We start from the raw sequence: 20,665 nt of genomic DNA on the forward strand, positions 1-20,665 counted from the left end.
CGATGCCGACCGCACCCCAGACCGCCGACGAACTGCGCGACGCGCTCGCGGAGAACGACCAGCGTCCCTACGGCCGCCCCCGCACCGTCACCGCGGAGGAACTGGCCGAGGCCGCCGAGCAGTTCGACGACCCCCGAACGCTGATCATCGCGCTCCTCGAACTCCAGGAGGCGTACAACTACGGCTCCGAACCCCGTAAGTCACCCGTCGTCTTCGCCCGGCTGCTCACCCTCTTCGACGAACAGCCCGACCTCTTCGACGCCCGCATGCGGTACCAGCTGTTCTGGCGGTTCAAATGGGTGGCCCACTCCCTGCGCGAACTGCCGGAGATACCGCTGGCCACCCTGCGCCAGTGGCTGACGGAGATGCGCGACCGCTACGAGAAGGCCGACCTCGGACTCCAGCCCTACTACGGACAGGCGTACCAACTCGCCGTCCACGTGGGCGAGGACACCACCCTCGCCTACGAACTGTGGGCGGGCCGCTCCCGCACCCAGTACAGCGACTGCGAAGCCTGCGAGATCTGCGAGCAGGCGCTGTACCACCTCGCGGCGGGCGACGACCGGCGCGCGCTGCGCACCTGGGAGCCCGTGCTGTCCGGGAAGGAGTCCTGCCAGGAGGAACCGGCCCGTTCCATCTCCTACGCGCTGCTGCCCCTGCTGCGCACCGGCCGCACCGAGCAGGCCCGCGAACTGCACCTCGCCGGCTACCGGGCGTCCCGCCGCACCGCCTCGATGTCCGCGGAGGTCGGCCGCCATCTGGAGTTCTGCGCGCTCACCGGCAACGAGGCCCGCGGCCTGGAACTCCTCGCCGAGAACCGCACCCTGTTCGACGAGGTCGAGTCGCCGCTGGACCTGCTCGCCCTCCTCACCGGCGTGGAGGTCCTCCTCCAGCGCGTCGAACTCCTCGGCCACGGCGACCTGCCCGCCGCCGGACCCGCGGGCCGCACCTGGACGGTGACCGCCCTGCGCGCCGAGGTCCGCGACCGCGCCGACGCGCTCGCCGCCCGCTTCGACACCCGTAACGGCACCACCGCCCACAGCGACCGCCGCAGGGCCCGGCTCGACCGGGAACCGCTGCTGGACGCACTGGAGCTGACCCTGCGGACCGTCACCCTCGACGCCGCCGCCCCGGCCGCGCCCGTCGCCGCCACCCCCGCCCAGGACGTCCCCGAGTCGCTGACGGAACTCATCATCCGGGCACGGACCCTGGAGGAGCAGGGGCATCCGGACGCCCGAGCCTGCTGGGCCCGGCTGCGCGCCCTGGTCGACGCCCCCGACCACACCCACCCCGACGACCCCGCCGTGGGCCCGCCCGTCCGGTTGCGCGCGGACCTGCTGGCCGAGGAGGCCGGCCGGGCGGGCGACCGGGACGAGTTCACCGTCGCCGCCGCCCTCCACGACGAGGCCGGAGAGCGGGGTCTGGCGGCTGTCGAACGCGCCTGCGCCCTGCTGTCCGCCGCCGAGGCGCCGGAAGCCCCCGGGGCGGCTGCCGCTGAGGGGGGCGGTGGTGCCGAGGCGAAGGCCGCCGCGTTGACCGCCGCCCACGCCTCCATCCTCCGGCTGCACGAGGAGACGCCCGGCCTGCCCCCGTACCAGGAGGCCCGTCTGCTGCGGCTGCGCGCCACCGCGCTCGGACTGCGCTTCCAGGTGACGGGGAACGAGCAGCACCTCGCGCCGGTCCTCGCCGAAGCGGACCTGCTGCACACCTTCGCCACCCGGCACGACCTCCCCGTACAGATCTCCGGGGCCCTGCTGCTGGGCGTCGGCACCCGCGCCATCTCCGGCGATCTGCCCGCCGCCGTCGCCGAGGCCGACACCCTCATCGACCGGCTCAAGGCCGACGGCCCGCACTGGCACCTGCCCCGCACCCTCAGCCTGCGCGGCCGGCTCCACCTCGGCCTCGGCGACGCCGAGGCCGCCCACGCCGATCTGACGGAGGGGCTGCGACGGGCCGCCGAATGGCCCGACGACACCGCCGGGACCGCCCGGATGCACGGCGACCTGGCCGAGGCGAGCATGCGCCTGGGCCGCCCCGACGAGGCGCTGCGCCAGCTGAACCGCTCCGCCGAACTGGACCTGCGGCGCGGCAGCCGGACGGACGCCTTCTGCACCTACAGCAATGTGGCCCAGCTCAGCCTCGACCTCGGGCGCGTCGAGGACTGCATCGCGCTGCTCGACTCCCTGCTGACCGAACCGGACGTCGTCGCCGGGGAACTGGACGACCGGCTCCTCGCCCAACTGCGGCTGACCCGGGCCCGCGCCCTGCGCGCCGGGGACGACCGCACCGCCGCCACGGCGGAGTTCGTCGCCCTCGCCGCCGAGTCCGCCGACTGGGACGACGACCCCGGCAGCCACGCCATGATCGCCGGGGAGACGGCCGTACTCCTGGGCGAGGCCGGGGCGTTCGACCGGGCCCGTGCGGCGGTGGACCAGGCCCTCGCCGCCCACGCCAGGACCCCGCGCTACGAGCAGCTCAGCAGCTGTCTGCGCGAACTCGCCCGGCTCCAGGCCGAGCAGCAGGGCGAGGACGGTCTGGACGACGCGCTCGCCTGTCTCGCCGACGCCGGACGGATCGCCGACGAGGCGCGTACGGCGGGGTACGAGGTCCGCGGGAGCCGGTCCCTGGAGACGGCCCTGGCCTACGAACACGGCCGGGTCAACGCCTACGCGGGCCGCTACGACGACGCCCTGGCCGCCCTGGAGAAGGCCCTCGCCCTGCTCGGTGAACCGGGCGCGGAGGACGGCGACCACGCCGGTGAGTGGGCCGAGTGCGTCCGTCTCGCGGGTGCCGTGGAGGGCATCTACCTGGAACGCTCCGCCCCGGCCCTCGCCCGGCTGGACGCGGCGGTGGCCCTGCTGACCGCCCGGGGCCACGCGGAGGAGACCGCGTCACTGTCCTCGCTGGTGGCGAGGCTGCGGGACGAGGAGTAGGGCGGGCCGGACGCTCACCTTCCCGGACGGCGGCGCCGTGGCGCGCGGGCGCGGCCCGCCGTCCGGCGGCGACAGCGGCCTCAGCGTCGCAGGTCGGCGAGGAGTGGTGCGTAGAGTCCGCCGTCCTGTTCGGCGAAGGCGGTGAGCCGGGCGGTGGCATCGGCCCGGTCGTTCTCGTCGGGGTCCTCCGAGGCCAGCTCGTTCTCCAGCACCCAGGTCTCCAGCATGACGGCGTGGCCCACGAGCACCTCGGGGCCGCCCGGCAGGTCCAGGGTGCTCGCGGCGATCCGCCGGACCACCTCCTGGAGCGGTTCGAGGCCGGCGGGCCCGCCGGGGACGAAGGCCATCTTGACGGCCTCGTTGAGATCGACGGTCACGGGCGCGACGACGGCGAACTCGAAGTCGAGCAGCGCGACGACGTTCCCTTCGTGCCACAGGGTGTTGGGCGCGCAGAAGTCACCGTGATCGAGCACCTCGGGCGCGTGGGGGAGCGCCGCCCAGAACCGGTCGAGGACACCGCCCAGCGTTCTGGCCTGGGGCGCGGTCAGCAGGCCCGCGCCGACGAGCCGGTCGAGGGAGGCCGTCGCCGCGGCGGGGCTCCCGGCGAAGAACGGCGACCGGGAGCGTGCGTAGGGGGCGGCGGCGGCCGTGTCGACCCGGTGGATGTGACGGGCCCGCTCCCACATCTGCCCGAGGGCCCGGGCCCGCGCCACCGCGTCCAGCGACGGCCAGACCTCCTCCAGGTTCACCCCGGGCACCCGACGGGTGAGCACCCACTCATGGCCGTCCCGCACCCCGGCGTCCACCACGGGCGGACAGCCGACCTCCGGGGGAAGGAGCCGCAACAGCCGCGTCTCGCGCAGCAGATCCGCTGCTCCCGGCCGGGAGGCGACCCGTACGACCAGTTCCTCACCCAGCCAGGTGAGATTGGTCCACCCCCGGCCCCGCTCCACGCCATCGGGGTCGACCCCGTACTCACCCAGGACCGCCCGGGCCACCCTCTCGGACACTGACTCACCGCCGTCGTTCCTCACGCGGGGACGCTAACAGCGGCACGGACGGGCAACCAATCCTTTCCCGCGCATGCCGCTGTCCACGTCCCGGAGGTGGCATTGGTGCCTACACGGTGAACTTGACGGCCTCCAGCCAGCGGCCGTTCTCCATGGAGCCGGCGAAGGCGAAGGCGGGGCGCGGGTCGGCGCAGCCCTGGTTGCCCCAGTCGTAGCCGCGGACCCTGGCGTTGGGGCAGATCTTGCCGCTGCCGGTGTTGATGGCCAGTCCGGTGATGTACTTCGCCGAGGTGTCACCGATGTAGATGTTCTTGCTGTCGCCGGTGACGGCGGTCCAGCTCGGGGCCCACCTGCCCTCGCCGTTGGTCGAACCGGGGTCGTGACGGACCGCGTTGGCGGCCGAGCCGTCGACGCCGTACGACGCGATGTTGAGGGCCTTGATGGGCCTGTTCTGGCCGGTCGTACCGGCCAGCGTGCCGTCGCACACCGGCTTCTGCCAGCCTTGCCCCGACACATACGCCCGGTAGCAGATGTGCCGTCCGGACGGGTCGCTCTTCGCCAGCCGCTTCACCGCGGTGGCGGCCGTCTCGACGGCCGGCTTCTGCGTCACCGTGGCGACCCCGCCGCGCGGGGTGGCGGTCACCGTCCTCACCGGGGCCGGGGGCTTGGCCGCCTCGCTGGGCTTGTCGCTCTTCTTCGCCTTCTTGCTCTTCGACGCCGAAGGGGAACTGGACGGTGAACTGACGGACACCGAGAAGGTGGGTACCGGAGTGTCCTTGGCGGGGCTCTCGCTGGTCCGGTCGCTCGCACGGGCCGACGCCTGCTGAGGGTCGTCGCCCGATCCGCCGCTGCCGAGCATCACCAGCGACACGACCACGATCCCGGCCACCCCCAGCGCCGCCGGGGCGATCACCAAGGGACGCTGGAGCAGACCGGCGGGCTCGTACTCGTCGTCCGACTGCCGGGACGCGTTCCTGCGGTCGAGCCTCCTGATCAGCGCGGGGGGAGGGGTACGGCGGACGTCCGGGGGCGTACTGAACTCCGGCGCCGGGTCCGGTTCATGGTCCAGATCCGGCTCCCTGTCCCCGTTGCGGTCCCTGTCCCCGTCCCTGTCCAGGTCCTCCGCGAACGGGTGGTCGGCGTCGTCCTCGTGGTCCCGTCCGGTGTCCGGGGCCCGCAGCGGTGGGGGCTCGGGCAGGGTGTACGACGCCTCGTCCACGTCGTCGTCCCGGAAACCCCCGGCCCGGAGGTCGTCGCCATCGAGTTCCTCGTTCTCGTACCCTTCGCTCTCGTACTTCGAGCTGTCGTGCTTCTCGCTCTCGTACCCTTCGTCGTCGTGCGCCTCGCCCTCGAATTCCCCCTCCACGCCCGGCGCGTTCACGTGAACGCCGTGCTCCGGATCCGCGTCCTGGGAATCGACGGCGCCGGAATCGTCGTCGTCGTTGCCGTCCGGCCCGTCGTCGAGATCGAACTCGATCTCACCCGGGGCGGCGGCACTCGGTACCTCCCGCTGCTCCAGGAGCCGGCTCGAACCGTCCGGGAAGACCTCGATATGGGCCACGTACGCCGCCGACGGATCGGCGATCGTGGCGGTCACGGGCGTGTCGCGGCTGCGAGCACGCTCGTGCAGCGCGTCGAGGATCGCGGTGTCGGACGACTGGCCCTCCGCCATCCGTACCGGTTCGCCGTCGATGGCGGCGGAGCCGTCGCCGGAGATGACCACCGCGAAGTGGTCGTCCCCCGTGATGGGCTCGTCGTTCTCTTCACCCCGGCTCATGCACATTCCCTTCTGACGTTCTCCGCGTTACCGCAACGGCCCCCGCCCACCGAACGGTTCAACGGGCCTGTCCGCGTGACGTGTCTGTGACAGACGGGGCACCGTTCGGGTACCTGTGGGTGAGTAAAGTGCCGCGGGTGAACGCCCGAGAAAACCTGGTGAGTTTCGCTGTCCTGGGGCCGGTGAGGGCCTGGCGAGGCGGACGGGAATTGGACCTCGGTTCGCCGCAGCAGCGCGTGGTGCTGGCGACGCTCCTCATTTGCAGAGGACGTCCGGTCGCACTCCATGAACTCCTCGACGCCGTCTGGGGTACCGAGCCGCCCGCGGCAGCCGTGTCAGTGCTGCGGACCTACGCGTCCCGGCTGCGCAAGGTCGTGGAGCCGGCCCGTGACGCCCCCGGCGCCGCGCCGGTCATCGTGTCGGTCGGGGACGGGTATCAGGTCCGCCTCACGGAGGGCGCCCTCGATCTCATCGTCTTCGAGCAGCGGGTCGCGCAGGCGCGCAGACTGAGAGCGGCGGGTGAGGTGTCCATGGCCGGGGAACTGCTGCACACCGCGCTCGACGCCTGGCAGGGAGCGGCGCTCGCCGGGCTTCCCGGCGCCGCGGTCGAGACCGAGCGCGCCCGGCTCGACGAGGTCCGGCTGGCCACCCTGGAGACCCGGCTGGACATCGATGTCGAACTCGGTCGGCACAGCGAGGTAGTGCCCGAACTCATCTCCCTCACCGGCAGCCACCCGCTGCGCGAGGAACTGAGCCGGCTGCTGATGCTCGCGCTGCACCGGTCCGGCCGACGGGCCGAGGCCATGGCCGTCTACCGGCGGACCTGGCGGACCCTGATGAACGAACTGGGCATCGAGCCCGGTCCGGCACTGCGGGAGTTGCACGATCGGCTGCTGACGGCCGAGGGCCCCGCGGTGACGGGCCGGTCGGCTCCGGACGACGTCTTACAGCCGCGCCGGACACCTCGGGGCAACGCCCCGTCACGGAGCAACCCGCTGCCACGGAGCAACTCGGTGTCAGGGAGCGACTCCCCGTCGGGGAGCACTCCGCGGTCGGGGAGCACCCCCACATCGCGAGGCAACCCCACGCCGGGGAGGGGCCGCACGCCACCCGATGCCACCTCCCGCGCGACCCCGGGTCAGGTGACCGGGGTGGGCCCCGTGCCCCCCACGGGCCCCGCGCGTCAGGCGGGCCCTGCGCCCGGTGCGCAACCCGCGTCCCGGACGGGCGCCCCACCCGGGACCCATCCCGCCGACCCCGTCCATCCCCGCAACCCCGTCCATCCTGCCGATCCTGTCGGTCCGGTGGGTCCCGCCGGCGCTGCCGACGTCGCTGACTCCGCCGACGTCGCCGACTCCGTCGGGCCCGTCGACCCCGCCGGGTCCGCGCCCGGGGTGGTTCCCACCGCTCGGCTCCAGCCCGCGTCCCGGGCCGACCGCCCGTCCCGGGCCGACCTCAGGGCCCGGGCCGAACCCGAGCCTCAAGCCGGCCCCGAGCCCGGGACCGCCCGGGAGCCCCGGGTCCGTTCCGAGCCCCGGGTCGGCATCGACCCCCGGGTCCGACCCGGATCCCGGTTCCGCCCCGAGCCCCCTGCCGTACCGAAGCCCCCGACCGACCCCGACCCCGACGCTGATGGCAAGGGCACTGCCGATGCCGTTCCCGGAGCCCGGCCCGAAGCCCCCGTCGGCTCCGATCCCGGTGTCCGGCCGGAGCCCCGCCCCGACTCCGAGCCCCGGGTCGCCGGGCGGTTCCGGGTCGGGGCCGAGCCCCGTGTCGTGCCCCGGTCCTCGCCCGCCCCCGGCTCCCGCACCCAGGACAGGAGGGTCGTACCGGCCGCCGCCCCCGGCGAGGAGCGCACGCCCACCGTGCCGGCTCAGCGGCAGCACCCGGCCCCGGCCGCACCCCCGCCCGCGACCCCGTCCCCCGCACCGACGGCGGAGTCCTGCCTCACCCCCTCGGGGCGCCAGGCATCCCCCAGGGAGACCGTGGCCCCGCCCGGTCTCGCGCAGGCCCCGCAACCCACCCCGCCGAGCACCCCGCCGCTCGCCCGACCTGCCCAACTCCCGGCGGATCTGGTGACGTTCGTGGGCCGGCACGCGGAACTCGGTGAGATCCGCGGTCTGCTGCCGGAGGAGGGCACCACCCCGGCCACCGTGCTGATCACCGCGATCGCCGGAATGGCCGGGATCGGCAAGACCGCCCTGGCCGTGCACTGGGCCCATGAGATCGCCGACCGGTTCCCCGACGGACAGCTCTACATCAACCTCCGCGGCTTCGACCCGACCGGTTCCGCCGTGGTGGCGGGGGAGGCCATCCGGGTGTTCCTCGACGCGCTCGGCGTCCCCCCGAAGCAGATACCGGCCGGTCTTGAGGCCCAGGCCGCGCTCTACCGCAGTCTGCTCGACCGGCGGCGGATGCTGGTCCTGCTCGACAACGCCCGCGACGCCGAGCAGGTACGGCCGCTGCTGCCGGGGGCCCGTGGCTGTCTGGTCATCGTCACCAGCCGCAACCGGCTCACCGGACTGGTCGTGGGCGAGGGGGCCCACCCGCTGACCCTGGACCAGCTCACGGCCGAGGAGGCGTACGGACTGCTGGCCCGGCGGCTCGGTACCCGGCGGCTGGCGGCGGAGCCCGAGGCGGTCGAGGAGATCGTCGCGCGCTGCGGCCGGCTGCCGCTGGCGCTGGCGATCGTCGCCGCCCAGGCCGCCGCCCACCCGGGGTTCCGGCTCGCGGTCGTCGCCGAGGAACTGCGGGAGAGCCACGGCAGCCTCGACGCCTTCGCCGCCGACGACGAGGACATCACCACCGACGTACGGGCGGTCTTCTCCTGGTCGTACCAGGCGCTGTCCGCCCCGGCCGCGCGGCTGTTCCGGCTGCTGGGCCTGCACTCCGGTCCCGATCTGTCCGCGCCCGCCGCCGCCGCTCTCGCTGGGCTCGCCGCGAAGGAGGCCCGCCGGCTGCTGGGCGAGCTGACCCGGGCCCATCTGCTCACCGAGCACTTCCCCGGCCGCTACACCCTGCACGATCTGATCCGGGTCTACGCCGCCGAGCGCGTCGAGGCCGAGGAGAGCGCCGAGGAGCGGGACCGGGCCCGCGATCGGCTGCTCGCCTGGTATCTCCACACCGCCGACGCCGCGTACCCGCACCTCACCCCGAACCGCCGCCGCATCCCGCTCGAACCGCTCCCCGAGGGATGTGTGCCGCTGGAGTTCGCGACCCACGACCGGGCGTTGCAGTGGTGCGAGGACGAGCGGGCGAACCTGGTCGGCGCCGTCCACCAGGCCGCCGGGTCCGGTCGGTACGGCATCGCCTGGCGGCTGCCCGCCGTCCTGTGGGGGTTCTTCTATCTGCGCAGCCACCAGAGCGACTGGCTCGACACCTCGCGCACCGGTCTGGCCGCCGCCCGTGCCGCCCACGACCGGCCGGGCGAGGCCCGCGGGCTCGCGGACACGGCCGCCGCGCTGCGTGACTCGGGCCGGTACGACGAGGCCATCGACCATCTGCGGCAGGCGATGGCCGTCTTCCGGGAACTGGGGGATCCGTACGGCCGGGTGGCGGCGGTCGCCAACCTCGGTGACGCCCATCTGCACGTCGGGCACCTCGGCAAGGCCGTCGAGTACATCCGCCGCGGGCTGGCCCTCAACCGGGCGCTGGGCAACACCTGGGGCGAGGGCATCGCCCTGGCCAACCTGGGCGACGCCTATCAGCGGCAGGGCAGGTACGAGGAGGCCATCGACTCCCTGGAGCGGGCGCTGGGGGTGCTGCGTACCCACGGCAGCCGCTGGGTCGAGGGCATCACCCTCGACATCCTCGGCACGGTGCACAGCCGCCTCGGACGGCACAGCACCGCGATCTCCTACTACGAGGAGGCGCTGAAGACCCATCACCTGGTCGGCAACCGGTGGGGCGAGGGCCACACCATGGGCAACCTCGGTGATGTCGAACTGGCCGCCGGTGACCCGTGGGCCGCCCGGGTGAGCTGGGAACGCGCGCTGGAGATCCTGGCGGAGTTCGGGCACCCGGATGCCGAGCTGATCCGCGAGAGGCTCAGGCGGCTGTGACGCACGGCCCCCCGGCTCGTCCCCACCCGTGCCACGGGGGCGCGGGTGGGGACGGTTCAGCCGGAGGTCACGGGGACCCTCAGCCCGCCTCGCGGTAGATCTGTCCCGAGGCGTTGGGGGTCGTACCGTCGTAGAGACCGGTCGGGCTGGTCTGCGTGGAGAGCGTGAACCACGCGTACCGCTCCACGAAGTCCAGCCCCTCCAGCATCTCCGTCGACGACTTGACGAACGCCGCCTGCTCCTCCTGGCCGGGGTAGCGAGGGGTGCCGGAGGAGAAGTCGATCAGGCCGTACTCGGTCAGCCAGATCGGCTTCTGGTAGCGGTCGTGGATCCGCTGGAGATAGCCGCGGAGCTGGTTCGCGGCGTCCGGACCGAAGTCGGCGCCGTACCAGTGCACGGGGATGAAGTCCACGCGCAGACCGCGCTGTTCGGCCCCCTTCATGAACCGGTCCAGCCAGCCGTCCGCCACATCGGCGCCGGTGGCGACCGCCGGGGCACCCATGCGCAGGCCGGTCGCCTGGAGCCGGGGCCACAGGTCGAGGGCCTGCTCGGGCGACATGTTGGCCTGTCCGCCGTGGTCGGGCTCGTTGAAGCCGAGCAGCGTGGTGCCCTCCTTGGCCGCCGCGCCCAGTTCGGCGTCGGTGACCGAGCCGGGACCCCAGATCATCGGGACGTACTCGACGCCCTCCGGCTTGGTGACCTGACCGGAGGACGAGGCCCAGTTGTAGTACCAGGAGGCGCCGGAGTCGGTGAGCGCCTGGGCGGCGCCGTCGACCGGGTTGAGGCTGATGCCCTTGGCGGAGGTGCCGGCGTTGTCACCGGGGCGCTCCACCGTGTTGCGCGGGTCGGTCGGCTGGTCCGGCTGACCACCCTCACCGCCGCCGGCGGGGGCGGCGCCGGTGCCGAAGGCGACGGTCATGCCGGTGCACTCGGAGCACTGCCGTACGACCTCGTTGCCCTGCTCCGTGTCGTGCTTCGACCAGGCGTACGCCTTGGGACACATCTTCGTCATGGCGTCGCTGTACGGGGTCTTGGCGTCCCGGTTGGGGTTGACGCACACCAGGCCCTTGCCCGACGGGTCCTTGGTGAGGTTCTCGGCCGGACAGGCGGACAGCAGGTCCACCGCGCAGCCCATCACCGAGCAGGAGCCTGTTTCCGGCACCTGTACACCGTCGGGTGTGATGGTGATGGGCACGGACACGGCGTTGACGTAACTGACGTTGTACCAGGGCGCCAGGCCGTCCTTCGGGTCGAAATTGAACTCGGCGAGACTGGCGGGCTGTTCACCGGTGGAGCAGCGGTCGGCGTACGGGCCGCAGTCCGCGACGGCGCACTTGAAGGTGGAGCCGTCCTCGCCGCTGCACCCCTGGCGCGCGAAGAACTTGCCGCGCCAGTGACCGGCCCCCGAGTTCTCCGGGATCGTGATGGTCGCCGACTGCCCGGGGTCGATCTTCGGCAGCCCGGTCAGGACCGCCGAACCGTCGGCGTTGACCGTGCTGCCGACCCAGATGGCACTGTCGGTGCGGTTCTGGAAGGTGACGGTGCGATCGGCGCCGCCGGAAGCGTTCTCGCTGTTGATGGTGGTGTTGCCGGACTGGTGCCACTGGATCGCCGCGGTGGTCCCCGTGACACCGACGATCACCAGCAGCAGGGCGAGGAGGAGTTGTGTTCGTTTGCGCATACGGCGCAGGGAGAGCATGGAGCGTGCCCTTTCCGTGGGGCTCGTGGGGGTCGGTTGCCGTAGGGGTCGGTGGGTCGGTCGGTCGCGGAGACGCGACGGCCGCAGGCAGTGCCGTGCGTCAGGTGCGGAGGGAAGCGCCGAGGTCCGGTGCCGCTAGGTGCCCGGCTGCCTGCCCCGCCGGCCCTGTCGCCGGGCGCCGGATCGTGCCTCGGTCCAGTCGCCGGTGACCGGGGCGGTGACCGCCCGGCCCGGCCGGAGGTCCAGCCCGGTCGAGCGCGCGGCGGCCATGCTGGACACCTCGGCCCGGGGGCCCTCGGCGCGCGTACGCAGTTCGTGCCCGCCGCGCTCGTTCCCGACGTCCTCCCGTTCCTGCGGCCGGTGCGCCTGCCGCTGAGACGTCTGCCGCCCGGTGTTGCTGGCCGCCACGTCGAGCCCGGCGGCGAAGGCGGCGGACAGGGAGCCGAACGCCCCGGTCAGCCGGGAGGGCAGGTCATGGGTCGGCTTCGTCGCGGCGCTCGTGATGTTGAGCACCGTGGCGGTGGCGCGGGAGGCGCCGGCGAAGTTGTTCATCGTGAAGATCTCGCCGGTCTCCTGGAAATGCTGGTAGCCGGCCCTGAAGTCCCGGGCGCTCACCCCGAACCCCGCGACGCCCCCCGCGACCTGGAGGGGCAGTTCGTGGTCCGTCCAGATGGAAGCGGCACCCTGGAACGTGTTGGGAGTGAAGTCGAGGAGCAGGTCGCGCAGGAGCTTCTGGTTCTGCTCCAGCCCGACCCACTGGGTCGCCTCCTGGACCCACATCCTGACGCTCTGTGCCACGCGGGAGACCGCGAAGAACGTCCCGTCCCCGTAGTTGGACGCGTAGACACCCGCGTCCGCGTCCGCGGGCAGCTCCGGGGTGTTCTGCGGCACCGGCGGCGGTGGGGCGTACTGCGGGTCGTTGTCGGTGAGCCGCTGCGCACCGGTGGCCGGGTCCTGGACGACGTAGGCGGAGTGCCAGCTCGCGACGGAGACGTCACTGCCGTTCGAGGACGCCGGCCGTACCGACTCCTCCTGCGGCGACCGGCGCCGTACGGAACCCTCCTGCGGCGAGCGCCGCCGCACCGACTCCTCCTGCGGCGACCGGCGCCGTACGGAACCCTCCTGCGGCGAGCGCCGCCGCACCGACTCCTCCTGCGAGGAACGGCGCCGTGCCGAACCCTCCTGCGGCGCGCTGCGCTGCGAGGAGCCCTGCGACGACCTCCGCGACGCGTTCTCGCCGTGTCTCTCCCGCCGTGATGACTCGTGTGGGTGCGAACCAGCCATGTGACCCTTCCTTTCCAACCAGAGGGAACGGACGGCAGGCACAACGTCGGCTGCCCGGGCGGCGGTTCAGCGCCGTCCCACCCGGCTCAGGCGCCCGGCCGCACCACCCCGAGGATCGGCATGGAGCCCGCCGGGGCGATGGTCACGTTCCGGCCCGGCCGGGGGGCGTTGATCATCTCGCCGTCGCCGATGTATATGGCGATATGGCTGGCGTCGTCGTAGTAGACGATCAGGTCGCCGGGGCGCATCGACCCCACCGGGATCCGGGTCAGGCCCTGCCACTGCATCTGCGAGGTGCGGGGGATGGTGACCCCGGCGGACAGCCACGCCTGCGAGGTCAGCCCGGAGCAGTCGTAGCCGCCCGGGCCCTCGGCACCCCAGATGTACGGCTTGCCGAGCTGCCGGGCGGCGTACTCGACCGCCTTCTTCCCGGCGGCGGTCGTGGTGGTGCCGGCCCTGTCCAGCGCACCGGTGTCCAGCCAGCGGTCCTGGGCCGCGTTCGCGTCCCTGGTGTCCAGGCCGTCCAGTTCCCGGCGCTGGGAGGCGGCCAGTGAGTCCTCCAGCCGCTCGGCCTCGGTGATGCGCCGCTCGACCTTCTCGCGCTCGGTGTCCTTCGCCCGGCGGTTCGCCTTCAGCCGGCGCAGCACGTCGGACGCCTCGTCCGCCCGGGTGCGCAGTTCCTCGCCGGTCGTCACGAGCGCCGCGACGACGTCCATCGTGCCCTGCTGCGCCTGGCGGGCCCGGGTGGCACCGTCGAGGGCCGCCTCGGGGTTCTCGGCGAGGACGAACTGAAGCTCGGCGGGGAGACTGGCGCCGGTGCCCGAGCGGTACTGGGCGCGGGCCGCCGCCCCGGCCCGCGAGGTCAGCCGGCTCAGCTTCCGCTCGGCCGTGCCGACCTGCGTCCGCAGGGTGCGCACCCGCTTCGACTGCCGGGTCACCTTCTCGTCGGCCGCGTTGTACTTGTCGGTGGCGACCGCCGCGTCGTGGTACAGGCGCTGGAGTTCCGCGCGCACCTCTTCGAGGGTGCCGGGCTCCGCCCGGGCCGGCTGGACGGCCGCCGCCGTCAGGGCGAGGGTCAGCGCGGCGACCGCCGTCGCCCGGCGGTGCTGTGCGCGCGGCGTCCGAGTCATCGGGGCCCTGGCTCCCTTCGTAGGTGTGGTCCGTCCTCACAACGGGACCGCGTGGCACGGTGGTTCAAGGCGGCGGGAACCGACCGGAGGCCGGGGCCCGTTGTGGGGGCGGAAAGGGCCGTCGACGAGGGGAAGGGGCTGTATGGATGCCGAGCTGGTGCTGCTCGCGCTGTGCACGGGAACGGGACTCGGGTTTCTGCTGCTCGCGTTCCGGGCCGCGGTGACGGCGCTGGGACTGCGGGTGCGCGGGCTGCGGGTGAGGGGAACGGTGACGGCGCGCACGGCGGCCGACCGGCGGCCCGGCGGCCTCGTGGTGTTCCCGGACCACCTGGGCCGCGTGCTGGTCCTGGACCCGGGCTCCTACGCGGTGCTGTGCGGTCTGCCCCGCGTCGGCGCCGACGTGCCCGTCGTGTACCCGCGGGCCCGCCCCCAGGCGGCCCGTCTGTGGACCGTGGCCCATCTGCTGGCCCCGTCCTTCGGCTGGTTCGTCGCCGCGACCCTGGCCTTCGTCACCGGCCTGGTGGTGACTTCTTGAGCCGCACCGACGGGGCCCGGGACCCCCGGCGGGCCAGCGGGCGCGGCCGGTCCTACGCCACCAGCGGGGTCCGCGCCCCGCGCCGTACCGGGGACGAGGCCGACGACCCCGGGCGGATCCCCGCCCTCGACGTCCTGCGCGGCTTCGCGCTCTTCGGCATCCTCGTCGTCAACGCCCTCATGACGGCCGGCCCGTACTCCGCCTTCGGCGGCGGCCCGGACGCCTCCGACCTGGACCGGGCGGTGTCCTGGCTGGTCACCGCACTGGTCGCGGCCAAGTTCTATCTGCTGTTCTCCTTCCTCTTCGGCTACGGATTCGTGCTCCAGGAGCGCTCCGCCCGCCGCGAGGGCGCCGCGTTCGCCCCCCGCCATCTGCGCCGCACGCTCGCACTGTTCACCCTCGGGGCCGCCCACGCCGTCCTGCTCTACCCCGGCGACATCCTCACGACGTACGCCGTCCTCGCCCTGCCCCTGTACGGGCTGCGCCGGCTCGCGCCCCGCACCGCGCTGCGGATCGCCGCCGGGCTCCTCCTCGCCCTCTTCGCCCTGCTGCTCCTGGAGGGCCTGCTGACCGTCGCCCTCACCGAGCCGCGGACCGTCGCCGAGTACGTCCCGACCGTCGCCGACACCGTCGCGGCCCACCGGGGCGACGCCGCCGACGTCCTCGGCGCCCACCTCAGCGAGCTGCCGGACGCGATCGCCGCCCATGTGCTGTACGCGCCCGACTTCTTCGCCGCGTTCCTCGCCGGGCTGGCGGCGGCCAAGGTACGGCTGCTGGAGCGACGCGGCCGGGACCGGGCCTGGCTGCGCCGGACCGCGCTGCGCTGGCTGCCGCTCGGCCTGCTCGGCGGGGTGTTCACCGCCGTCTGCGCGGGCGGCCCGCTGGACCACCGGTGGTACGACGTGGGGCAGGCCGCCTCCGTGCTCACCGCACCCGCGCTGACGGCGTCGTACGCCTGCGCGCTGCTCCTGCTGCTCGACCGCTTCCGCACCCCGGCCGCCTGGCTCGCCGCCTCCGGGCGGATGGCCCTCACCCACTACCTCACCCAGTCACTCGTCCTCGCCCTGGTCTTCACCGGCTACGGCGCGGGGCTCTACGACCGGGTGGGCGCCGCCCTCGTCCTCGCGGGCTGCGTGGTGCTCTACGGCGCCCAACTCGCCCTCGGCGTACGGCTCATGGGGCGCCGCCGCTACGCGCCCGCCGAACTGCTGCTGCGCACGGTCACGCTCGCGCGGCGTCCAGCGGGCCGTCCTGCGGACCCTTCGACAGCGGGACCCCCGGCATCAGACGCCGTGCCGCCCGCTCGGTGATGGCCGCCGTCTCCGCCTTCGCCGCCGCCGAGATCGCGGCGGCCCCCGGCTCCTTGTACCAGGGCCGCAGCCGGATCAGCGCCGGCCGCACCCCGGTGGCCAGGAGCAGCGCCGAGCCCTTGGGCAGCGCGCGGATCCGGTCCGGCGGCAGCACCGACTCCTGCCGGTAGGAGTACGAGCGCGACGAACCGTCCTTGCTGTACGAGACGCTCGGCGTGCGCACATCGTGCTGGCCGACCAGCGTGGAGATCTTCTGCACGAAGTCGGCGTCGTCCAGACCCGCGCCGAGCAGCTTGACGGTGGCCGCGCTCCACATCGCGTCCATGCCCATCTCGCCCCACACCCGCGCACCCTGCCGGTAACTCTGGAGCAGGGTCACGACATTGATGCCGCGCGAACCGAAGTGCGAGTACAGGTCGGGCAGGTCGGAGATGCGGCAGACGTTCGCGGCCTCGTCCAGGACCGCGGTCAGCGGCGGATCCAGCCGCCCGCCCATCCGCTCGGCCGCGACCACCCCCGCCCGCATCGTCGCGTCGGCCATGCCCGCGATGACCCCGGCCGCCGAACCACCGCCGTCCTTCGACAGCAGATACAGGGTGTCCGTGCCGAGGACATGCCGGTCCGGGCGGAACTCGGGCAGGCTCGGGTCCGGGGTCACCCAGGCGAGGATCTCCGGATCCAGGAGACAGGAGACGGTCTGGCGGGCCGTCTCGTAGATACCGTCCCGGGTCTCCACCGCGCCCCGGATCGTGCCCTGCAACTGCTCCGCCATCGCCCGCAACCCCACATCGCGCAGCAGGTCGACCGGGGTCCGGTCGGCGGGGTCGGCGAGCCAGCCCAGCAGATCGGTGATCGGGGCCCGGCCGCGCGCGGCGGCGAGGAAGAGCGCCGTCAGGGTGTTCTGGGCGGCGGCGATCCAGAAGTCCTTCTTCGCCGTGTCGTCGTTGACCGACGCCACGAAGTGCCCGGACAGCCGGCGGGCCCCCTCGATGGTGTGGCACTCGTCCAGCATGTTCCACCACATGGCACGCGGCGCGTGCGCGATGCCCTGCGGATCGAACGTCCACACCGTGCCCGCCTTCTCCCGCTCGGCGCGCGTGACGGCGTACACGTCCGACTTGTTGGAGGTGAGCAGGACCGCGCCCTGGGCGCGCAGCACCCGGGGGATCGCGATACCGGTGGACTTGCCCGCGCGCGGCGCCATGAGGTCGAGTTCCACGTCCTCGTGACTGCTGCGCAGTTCGGGGCCCTTCGGGTCCAGGTCACCGAGCAGGTTGCCGGTCTCGTCCGGATGCAGACGCTCACGGCCCTGGAGGGAGGGCCGCAGCTCACGCGCGCGGGCCTCGATGCCCTTGGGGCAGAACCCCGCCAGCTCACGGGCGCCGGCGAGACCGCCGTCCGACGTCGAGAAGCGGCCCATCACGAAGCGGACGGCGAACGCGACCGGTACGGCGATCAGCGCGAGCAGCAGCAGGATGCCGCCGTAGACGGCCGCGGGCGGGGCCCCGGGCCACAGCGCGGCCGTGCCCTCCGAGGCCAGCCGGCCCGCGCTGGACAGGGCGAACGGCGGGGCGCCCCAACCGTGACCGGTCAGTCCCGCGCCCAGCGTGCCGCCCGCCCACACCACGGTGAAGGAGAGCAGCACGGTCCCCGCGAGGGAGACGATCGCCCAGGGGAGCAGGTCGTTCAGGGAGCCGCCGCGCCCGGAAGGCTGTCCGCCCATCACGACCACCCCTGTCCCGAACCGTCCGCGGCCTTCTCCTTGTCGGTCGTCCAACGGGTGTTGGTGTTGTGCAGCCGGCGCTCCGCGTCCGTGATGGCGACCTTGATGGGGATGCCCGGACGGCCACCGACCTTGATGAGGAAGCGGCCCCGGCCCGGGGGCTCCTCGTTCTCGCCGGTGACGCCCCAGCCGGGCGGCGACGACCAGGACGACACCAGGTCGATCTCCCGCCTGGACAGCCCCACCACCCGGCCCAGGTCCTCCATCTCGGCCTTCGGCAGCCCGGCGCACACCACCATCCCGGCCCGCTCCACGAAACCGCGCGCCTTCGCCCGGTCCGCGTCGGTGCCCAGCGCCTCGGCGTCCTTCAGCGTGTGGGTGATCTTGGCGTCGCCGAGGCCCAGGGAGCGGTTGAGCCGGGTCAGCGCGTCGATGCGGTCCACGATGCCGGAGGCCGCCCGCAGCGGACGCCACAGCTCGTCCAGGACCGTGAAGAACCAGCGCCGCGGGGCCAGTCCGGCGTCCGCGAGCGCGTGCGAGGCGGCCACCGTGCCCAGCCCGTCCGACCAGGCGGCGAGCATCGCCGCGGCGGTGAGCTGGGTGTCCGCCTCCCCGATGCCGGAGATGTCGATGCAGACGGCGGGCGCGTCCGGGTTGATGTGCGTGGACGTCTCCGAGGCGAACGTGTCACCGAGCGGACCGTCCAGGATGCCCAGCAGCGAACGGTGCAGCGGGTCGACGGCGTCCCGGTAACGGGTGTCGTCGCCGCGGTCCAGCGTCACCGCGCGCACCCGGTCCGGGCCCTCGGTGAGCACCCGCAGCACATCGGGCAGCAGCACGGCCCGCCCGGCCGGCGGATGCAGCCGCAGATGGTGCAGGACCGCGGAGAGCACGGACTGCTCGTGGTCGTCCATGGGACGGCCCCGCACGATGGTGATGAGCGCGGCCACCATGTTCAGCACCCGGCCGTGCGCCTCGGCCCGCAGCACCTCGCCCGCCTTCCCGCCGATCCTCTCGGCGGCGGCCCCCATGGCGCCCGGGTCCAGGACGTTGATACCGCCCCGGCCGCGCCCGATGGAGATCACCTGACCGCCGAGCGCGCGCACGGTGTCCGCGTAGTCCGGCTTCAGGTCACCGAGGACCAGCGGCACCACCCCGGTCGCCGAGAGCCCGATCAGCATCCGGTTGATGAGCGTGGACTTGCCCAGACCCGGCATGCCCAGCATGAACAGGGACGGGTTGGAGATGTAGCGGGCCCGGGTGAACCAGTTCAGCGGGTCGCCGCAGACCGTGGCCCCGGTGAACAGGTGCTGACCCAGCGGCACCCCGGTCATCGGCGACCCCGACCCCGCGGCGAACGGCCACATGCCGCACGCCTGCACGGTGGTCGCCCGCCACATCGTCGGCGGATCCAGATAGCCGACCTTCCCGCCGCCCGCGCCCAGCCAGCCGCGCGCCGGCACGTACAACTGCCGGGGGCGGGCCGGCTTGCCCTTGCGGACCGGCGCGGGCCGCTCGGGCCTGCGGCCCGCCTGCCGCTCCTCCGCCAGCCGGTCGGCCTGCTCCGCCCGCTTGCGTTCGCTCCGCGCGCTCACAGCGCCTCCTGCAACTCGTGCGGGACGAGGGTCTGCTCCCACGGCAGGATCCCGGCGGGCAGGGTGCAGCTGAACGCCGCCGCCTGCATCCGGTCCGCCGGACGCATCAGCACCCGGGCCGCCGCCGTCAGATTCCGCACCGCCACACTCGCGTCGGCCAGTTCCTCCATCGTGTCGACGGTGACCGTCATCATCAGCGAGAACTCCACCAGGCCCGCGCCCGACGCCTCCTCCGACGCGGTCTGCTCCGCCGCCCGCATCTCGGTCGCCGCCCGCGCCTGCACCATGCCCTTGCCCGACGTCGCCATGAACTGGGCGCTGCGCCGGTCCGCCTCCACGATCCGGGCCGACGTCGCCGGGTCGATGGGCCGGTAGACCAGCGCGACCCGCTTGCGCCGGGTGCCGGGCGCGGCCTCCAGCATGCCCCGCAGCACCGAGGAGCGGACCGTGCCGCGCGGCGCCAGCGTCATCAGCCAGGTCCGGGAGACCCCGGAGTCGTGCTGGTACGCCCCCACCGTCTCCAGCGCCGCCGCCGGACCGGCGTCCTCCCACTCCAGCCCCGTCCCGCCGTGCTGGGCACGGGCGGTGAGCACGTCCGCGGCCACCGCGGGGTCGTAGGCGACCCGGACGACCTCCGCGATCCGCTCCGCCGACAACGGGTACGCGGCCCCGCCGCCCGCCGCGATCAGCCCGCTGAGCAGACCGGGGATACGGATCGCGAGATCGGTGATGACCTCGTCCCGCTTGCGCCGCTGACCGCCGGGGACGCCGTAGGTGAGGGTGATGTACGTGTGCATCTCGGAGGAGGCGGTCGGATAGCGCTCGACGACCTCCTCCATCACCGCCCGCGCGGCGGCCGGCGCGTCCGGATGGATCCGCGGCAGCACCTCGTGGGCCAGCCGGGTGCCCGGGTCGGGGGCGGTCTCCACGATCACCGACGCCCCGCGCAGCCCCGGCTCGTGGGCCAGCCGCGCCAGCCACTCGCCCCACAGCGCCACCCATACGTCGACCTGGTCCGGGTCGATCAGCGCGCCGCCGTCGGGTTCGCAGCCCAGCACGATCGTGTACAGGTTGCGCGCCGGGTGGTGCAGCACCCCGAAGGGCCGGTCGTAGGCGTCCCGTCCCTCGTCCGCGGTCACCTTGTTCAGCAGCCCCGGGGGACGGAACCGGCCGCCGGGCCGCGCCGACAGCGGGCCGGAGACGTACAGGTGCGCGCCCTTCTGCTTCCGGCGGATCCAGCCGATGCGCAGCGTGATGAGCTGGTAGACGTTGCGGCCGTCCTGGGTGCGCACGGCGAGTGGCGCCAGCACGACGACGATGGGAACGGCCACGACCATCGCGGCCTGGAGGGAGATCAGGGACGCCAGCAGGGTCAGGACGAGCCCGCCGAACACCCCGAAGGTACCGACGAGTCCGAGCGGCCCGAGGCCCGGCCGGCGTGGCCTGCGCCAGTTTCCGTACGTCGGATGGGTGGCTGCTTCGGTGGACATGTGGATCGGGGTCCCTTCTGGGAGGTGCGGGTGGGGTGCGGGGCCGGGGCGGACGGGGAACGAAGGGCGCTACGGGGAGAAGGCCGCCGGGCCCCCTGGGGGAGGGGAGCCCGGCGGC

12 protein-coding genes are annotated in these 20,665 nt (G+C 73.6%); 4 read left to right on the forward strand and 8 right to left on the reverse strand.

Annotated features, from left to right (window positions below):
* Positions 1-2 precede the first annotated feature (2 nt).
* Positions 3-2,933, forward strand: coding sequence for a hypothetical protein (locus ACIQNG_RS05020; protein WP_401482642.1), 2,931 nt, complete (start codon positions 3-5; stop codon positions 2,931-2,933).
* Positions 2,934-3,013: 80 nt separating this feature from the next.
* Here ACIQNG_RS05020 and ACIQNG_RS05025 read toward each other — a convergent pair whose 3' ends face one another.
* On the reverse strand, positions 3,014-3,967 hold the full coding sequence (locus ACIQNG_RS05025; protein ID WP_401431188.1) for a phosphotransferase family protein: 954 nt from the start codon (positions 3,965-3,967) through the stop codon (positions 3,014-3,016).
* Positions 3,968-4,052: 85 nt separating this feature from the next.
* Positions 4,053-5,720, reverse strand: coding sequence for a hypothetical protein (locus tag ACIQNG_RS05030; RefSeq protein WP_401482643.1), 1,668 nt, complete (start codon positions 5,718-5,720; stop codon positions 4,053-4,055).
* A gap of 137 nt (positions 5,721-5,857) precedes the next feature.
* Between ACIQNG_RS05030 and ACIQNG_RS05035 the strand changes: the two genes are divergently transcribed.
* Positions 5,858-9,781 carry a BTAD domain-containing putative transcriptional regulator gene (locus ACIQNG_RS05035; RefSeq protein ID WP_401482644.1) on the forward strand — a complete coding sequence of 1,308 codons (3,924 nt, stop codon included), beginning with the start codon at positions 5,858-5,860 and terminating at the stop codon, positions 9,779-9,781.
* Positions 9,782-9,860: 79 nt separating this feature from the next.
* Here ACIQNG_RS05035 and ACIQNG_RS05040 read toward each other — a convergent pair whose 3' ends face one another.
* The 3 genes from ACIQNG_RS05040 to ACIQNG_RS05050 all read right to left on the reverse strand — a co-directional run bounded on the left by ACIQNG_RS05040 (position 9,861) and on the right by ACIQNG_RS05050 (position 13,894).
* Positions 9,861-11,462 carry a glycosyl hydrolase gene (locus tag ACIQNG_RS05040; protein WP_401431180.1) on the reverse strand — a complete coding sequence of 534 codons (1,602 nt, stop codon included), beginning with the start codon at positions 11,460-11,462 and terminating at the stop codon, positions 9,861-9,863.
* Between the two features lie 153 nt (positions 11,463-11,615).
* Entirely contained in the window at positions 11,616-12,764 is a 1,149-nt protein-coding gene (locus ACIQNG_RS05045) for a hypothetical protein (RefSeq protein ID WP_401482645.1), read from the reverse strand.
* An 86-nt stretch (positions 12,765-12,850) separates the two neighbouring features.
* Positions 12,851-13,894 carry an NlpC/P60 family protein gene (locus ACIQNG_RS05050; RefSeq protein ID WP_401482646.1) on the reverse strand — a complete coding sequence of 348 codons (1,044 nt, stop codon included), beginning with the start codon at positions 13,892-13,894 and terminating at the stop codon, positions 12,851-12,853.
* A 142-nt stretch (positions 13,895-14,036) separates the two neighbouring features.
* On the opposite strand from ACIQNG_RS05050, the gene ACIQNG_RS05055 reads away from it, so the two are divergent.
* Positions 14,037-14,429, forward strand: coding sequence for a hypothetical protein (locus tag ACIQNG_RS05055; RefSeq protein ID WP_401431173.1), 393 nt, complete (start codon positions 14,037-14,039; stop codon positions 14,427-14,429).
* On the forward strand, positions 14,426-15,739 hold the full coding sequence (locus ACIQNG_RS05060; protein ID WP_401482647.1) for a DUF418 domain-containing protein: 1,314 nt from the start codon (positions 14,426-14,428) through the stop codon (positions 15,737-15,739). Before ACIQNG_RS05055 ends, ACIQNG_RS05060 begins: the two co-directional genes overlap by 4 nt.
* On the opposite strand, the gene ACIQNG_RS05065 is transcribed toward ACIQNG_RS05060, so the two are convergent.
* The 3 genes from ACIQNG_RS05065 to ACIQNG_RS05075 are packed head-to-tail and all read right to left on the reverse strand — an operon-like array spanning position 15,651 to position 20,547.
* Positions 15,651-17,462: a type IV secretory system conjugative DNA transfer family protein gene (locus tag ACIQNG_RS05065; protein WP_401482648.1), complete on the reverse strand. Its 1,812-nt coding sequence runs from the start codon at positions 17,460-17,462 to the stop codon at positions 15,651-15,653. The genes ACIQNG_RS05060 and ACIQNG_RS05065 overlap by 89 nt on opposite strands.
* Positions 17,462-19,057 (reverse strand): ATP/GTP-binding protein, encoded by a 1,596-nt coding sequence (locus tag ACIQNG_RS05070; protein WP_401431165.1) that lies wholly within the window; start codon positions 19,055-19,057, stop codon positions 17,462-17,464. Before ACIQNG_RS05070 ends, ACIQNG_RS05065 begins: the two co-directional genes overlap by 1 nt.
* Positions 19,054-20,547 carry an SCO6880 family protein gene (locus ACIQNG_RS05075; RefSeq protein WP_401431162.1) on the reverse strand — a complete coding sequence of 498 codons (1,494 nt, stop codon included), beginning with the start codon at positions 20,545-20,547 and terminating at the stop codon, positions 19,054-19,056. The genes ACIQNG_RS05070 and ACIQNG_RS05075 overlap by 4 nt, the downstream gene beginning before the upstream one ends.
* Positions 20,548-20,665: the final 118 nt, after the last annotated feature.

It is taken from the genome of Streptomyces sp. NPDC091377, assembly GCF_044757045.1.
Lineage (GTDB): Bacteria > Actinomycetota > Actinomycetes > Streptomycetales > Streptomycetaceae > Streptomyces.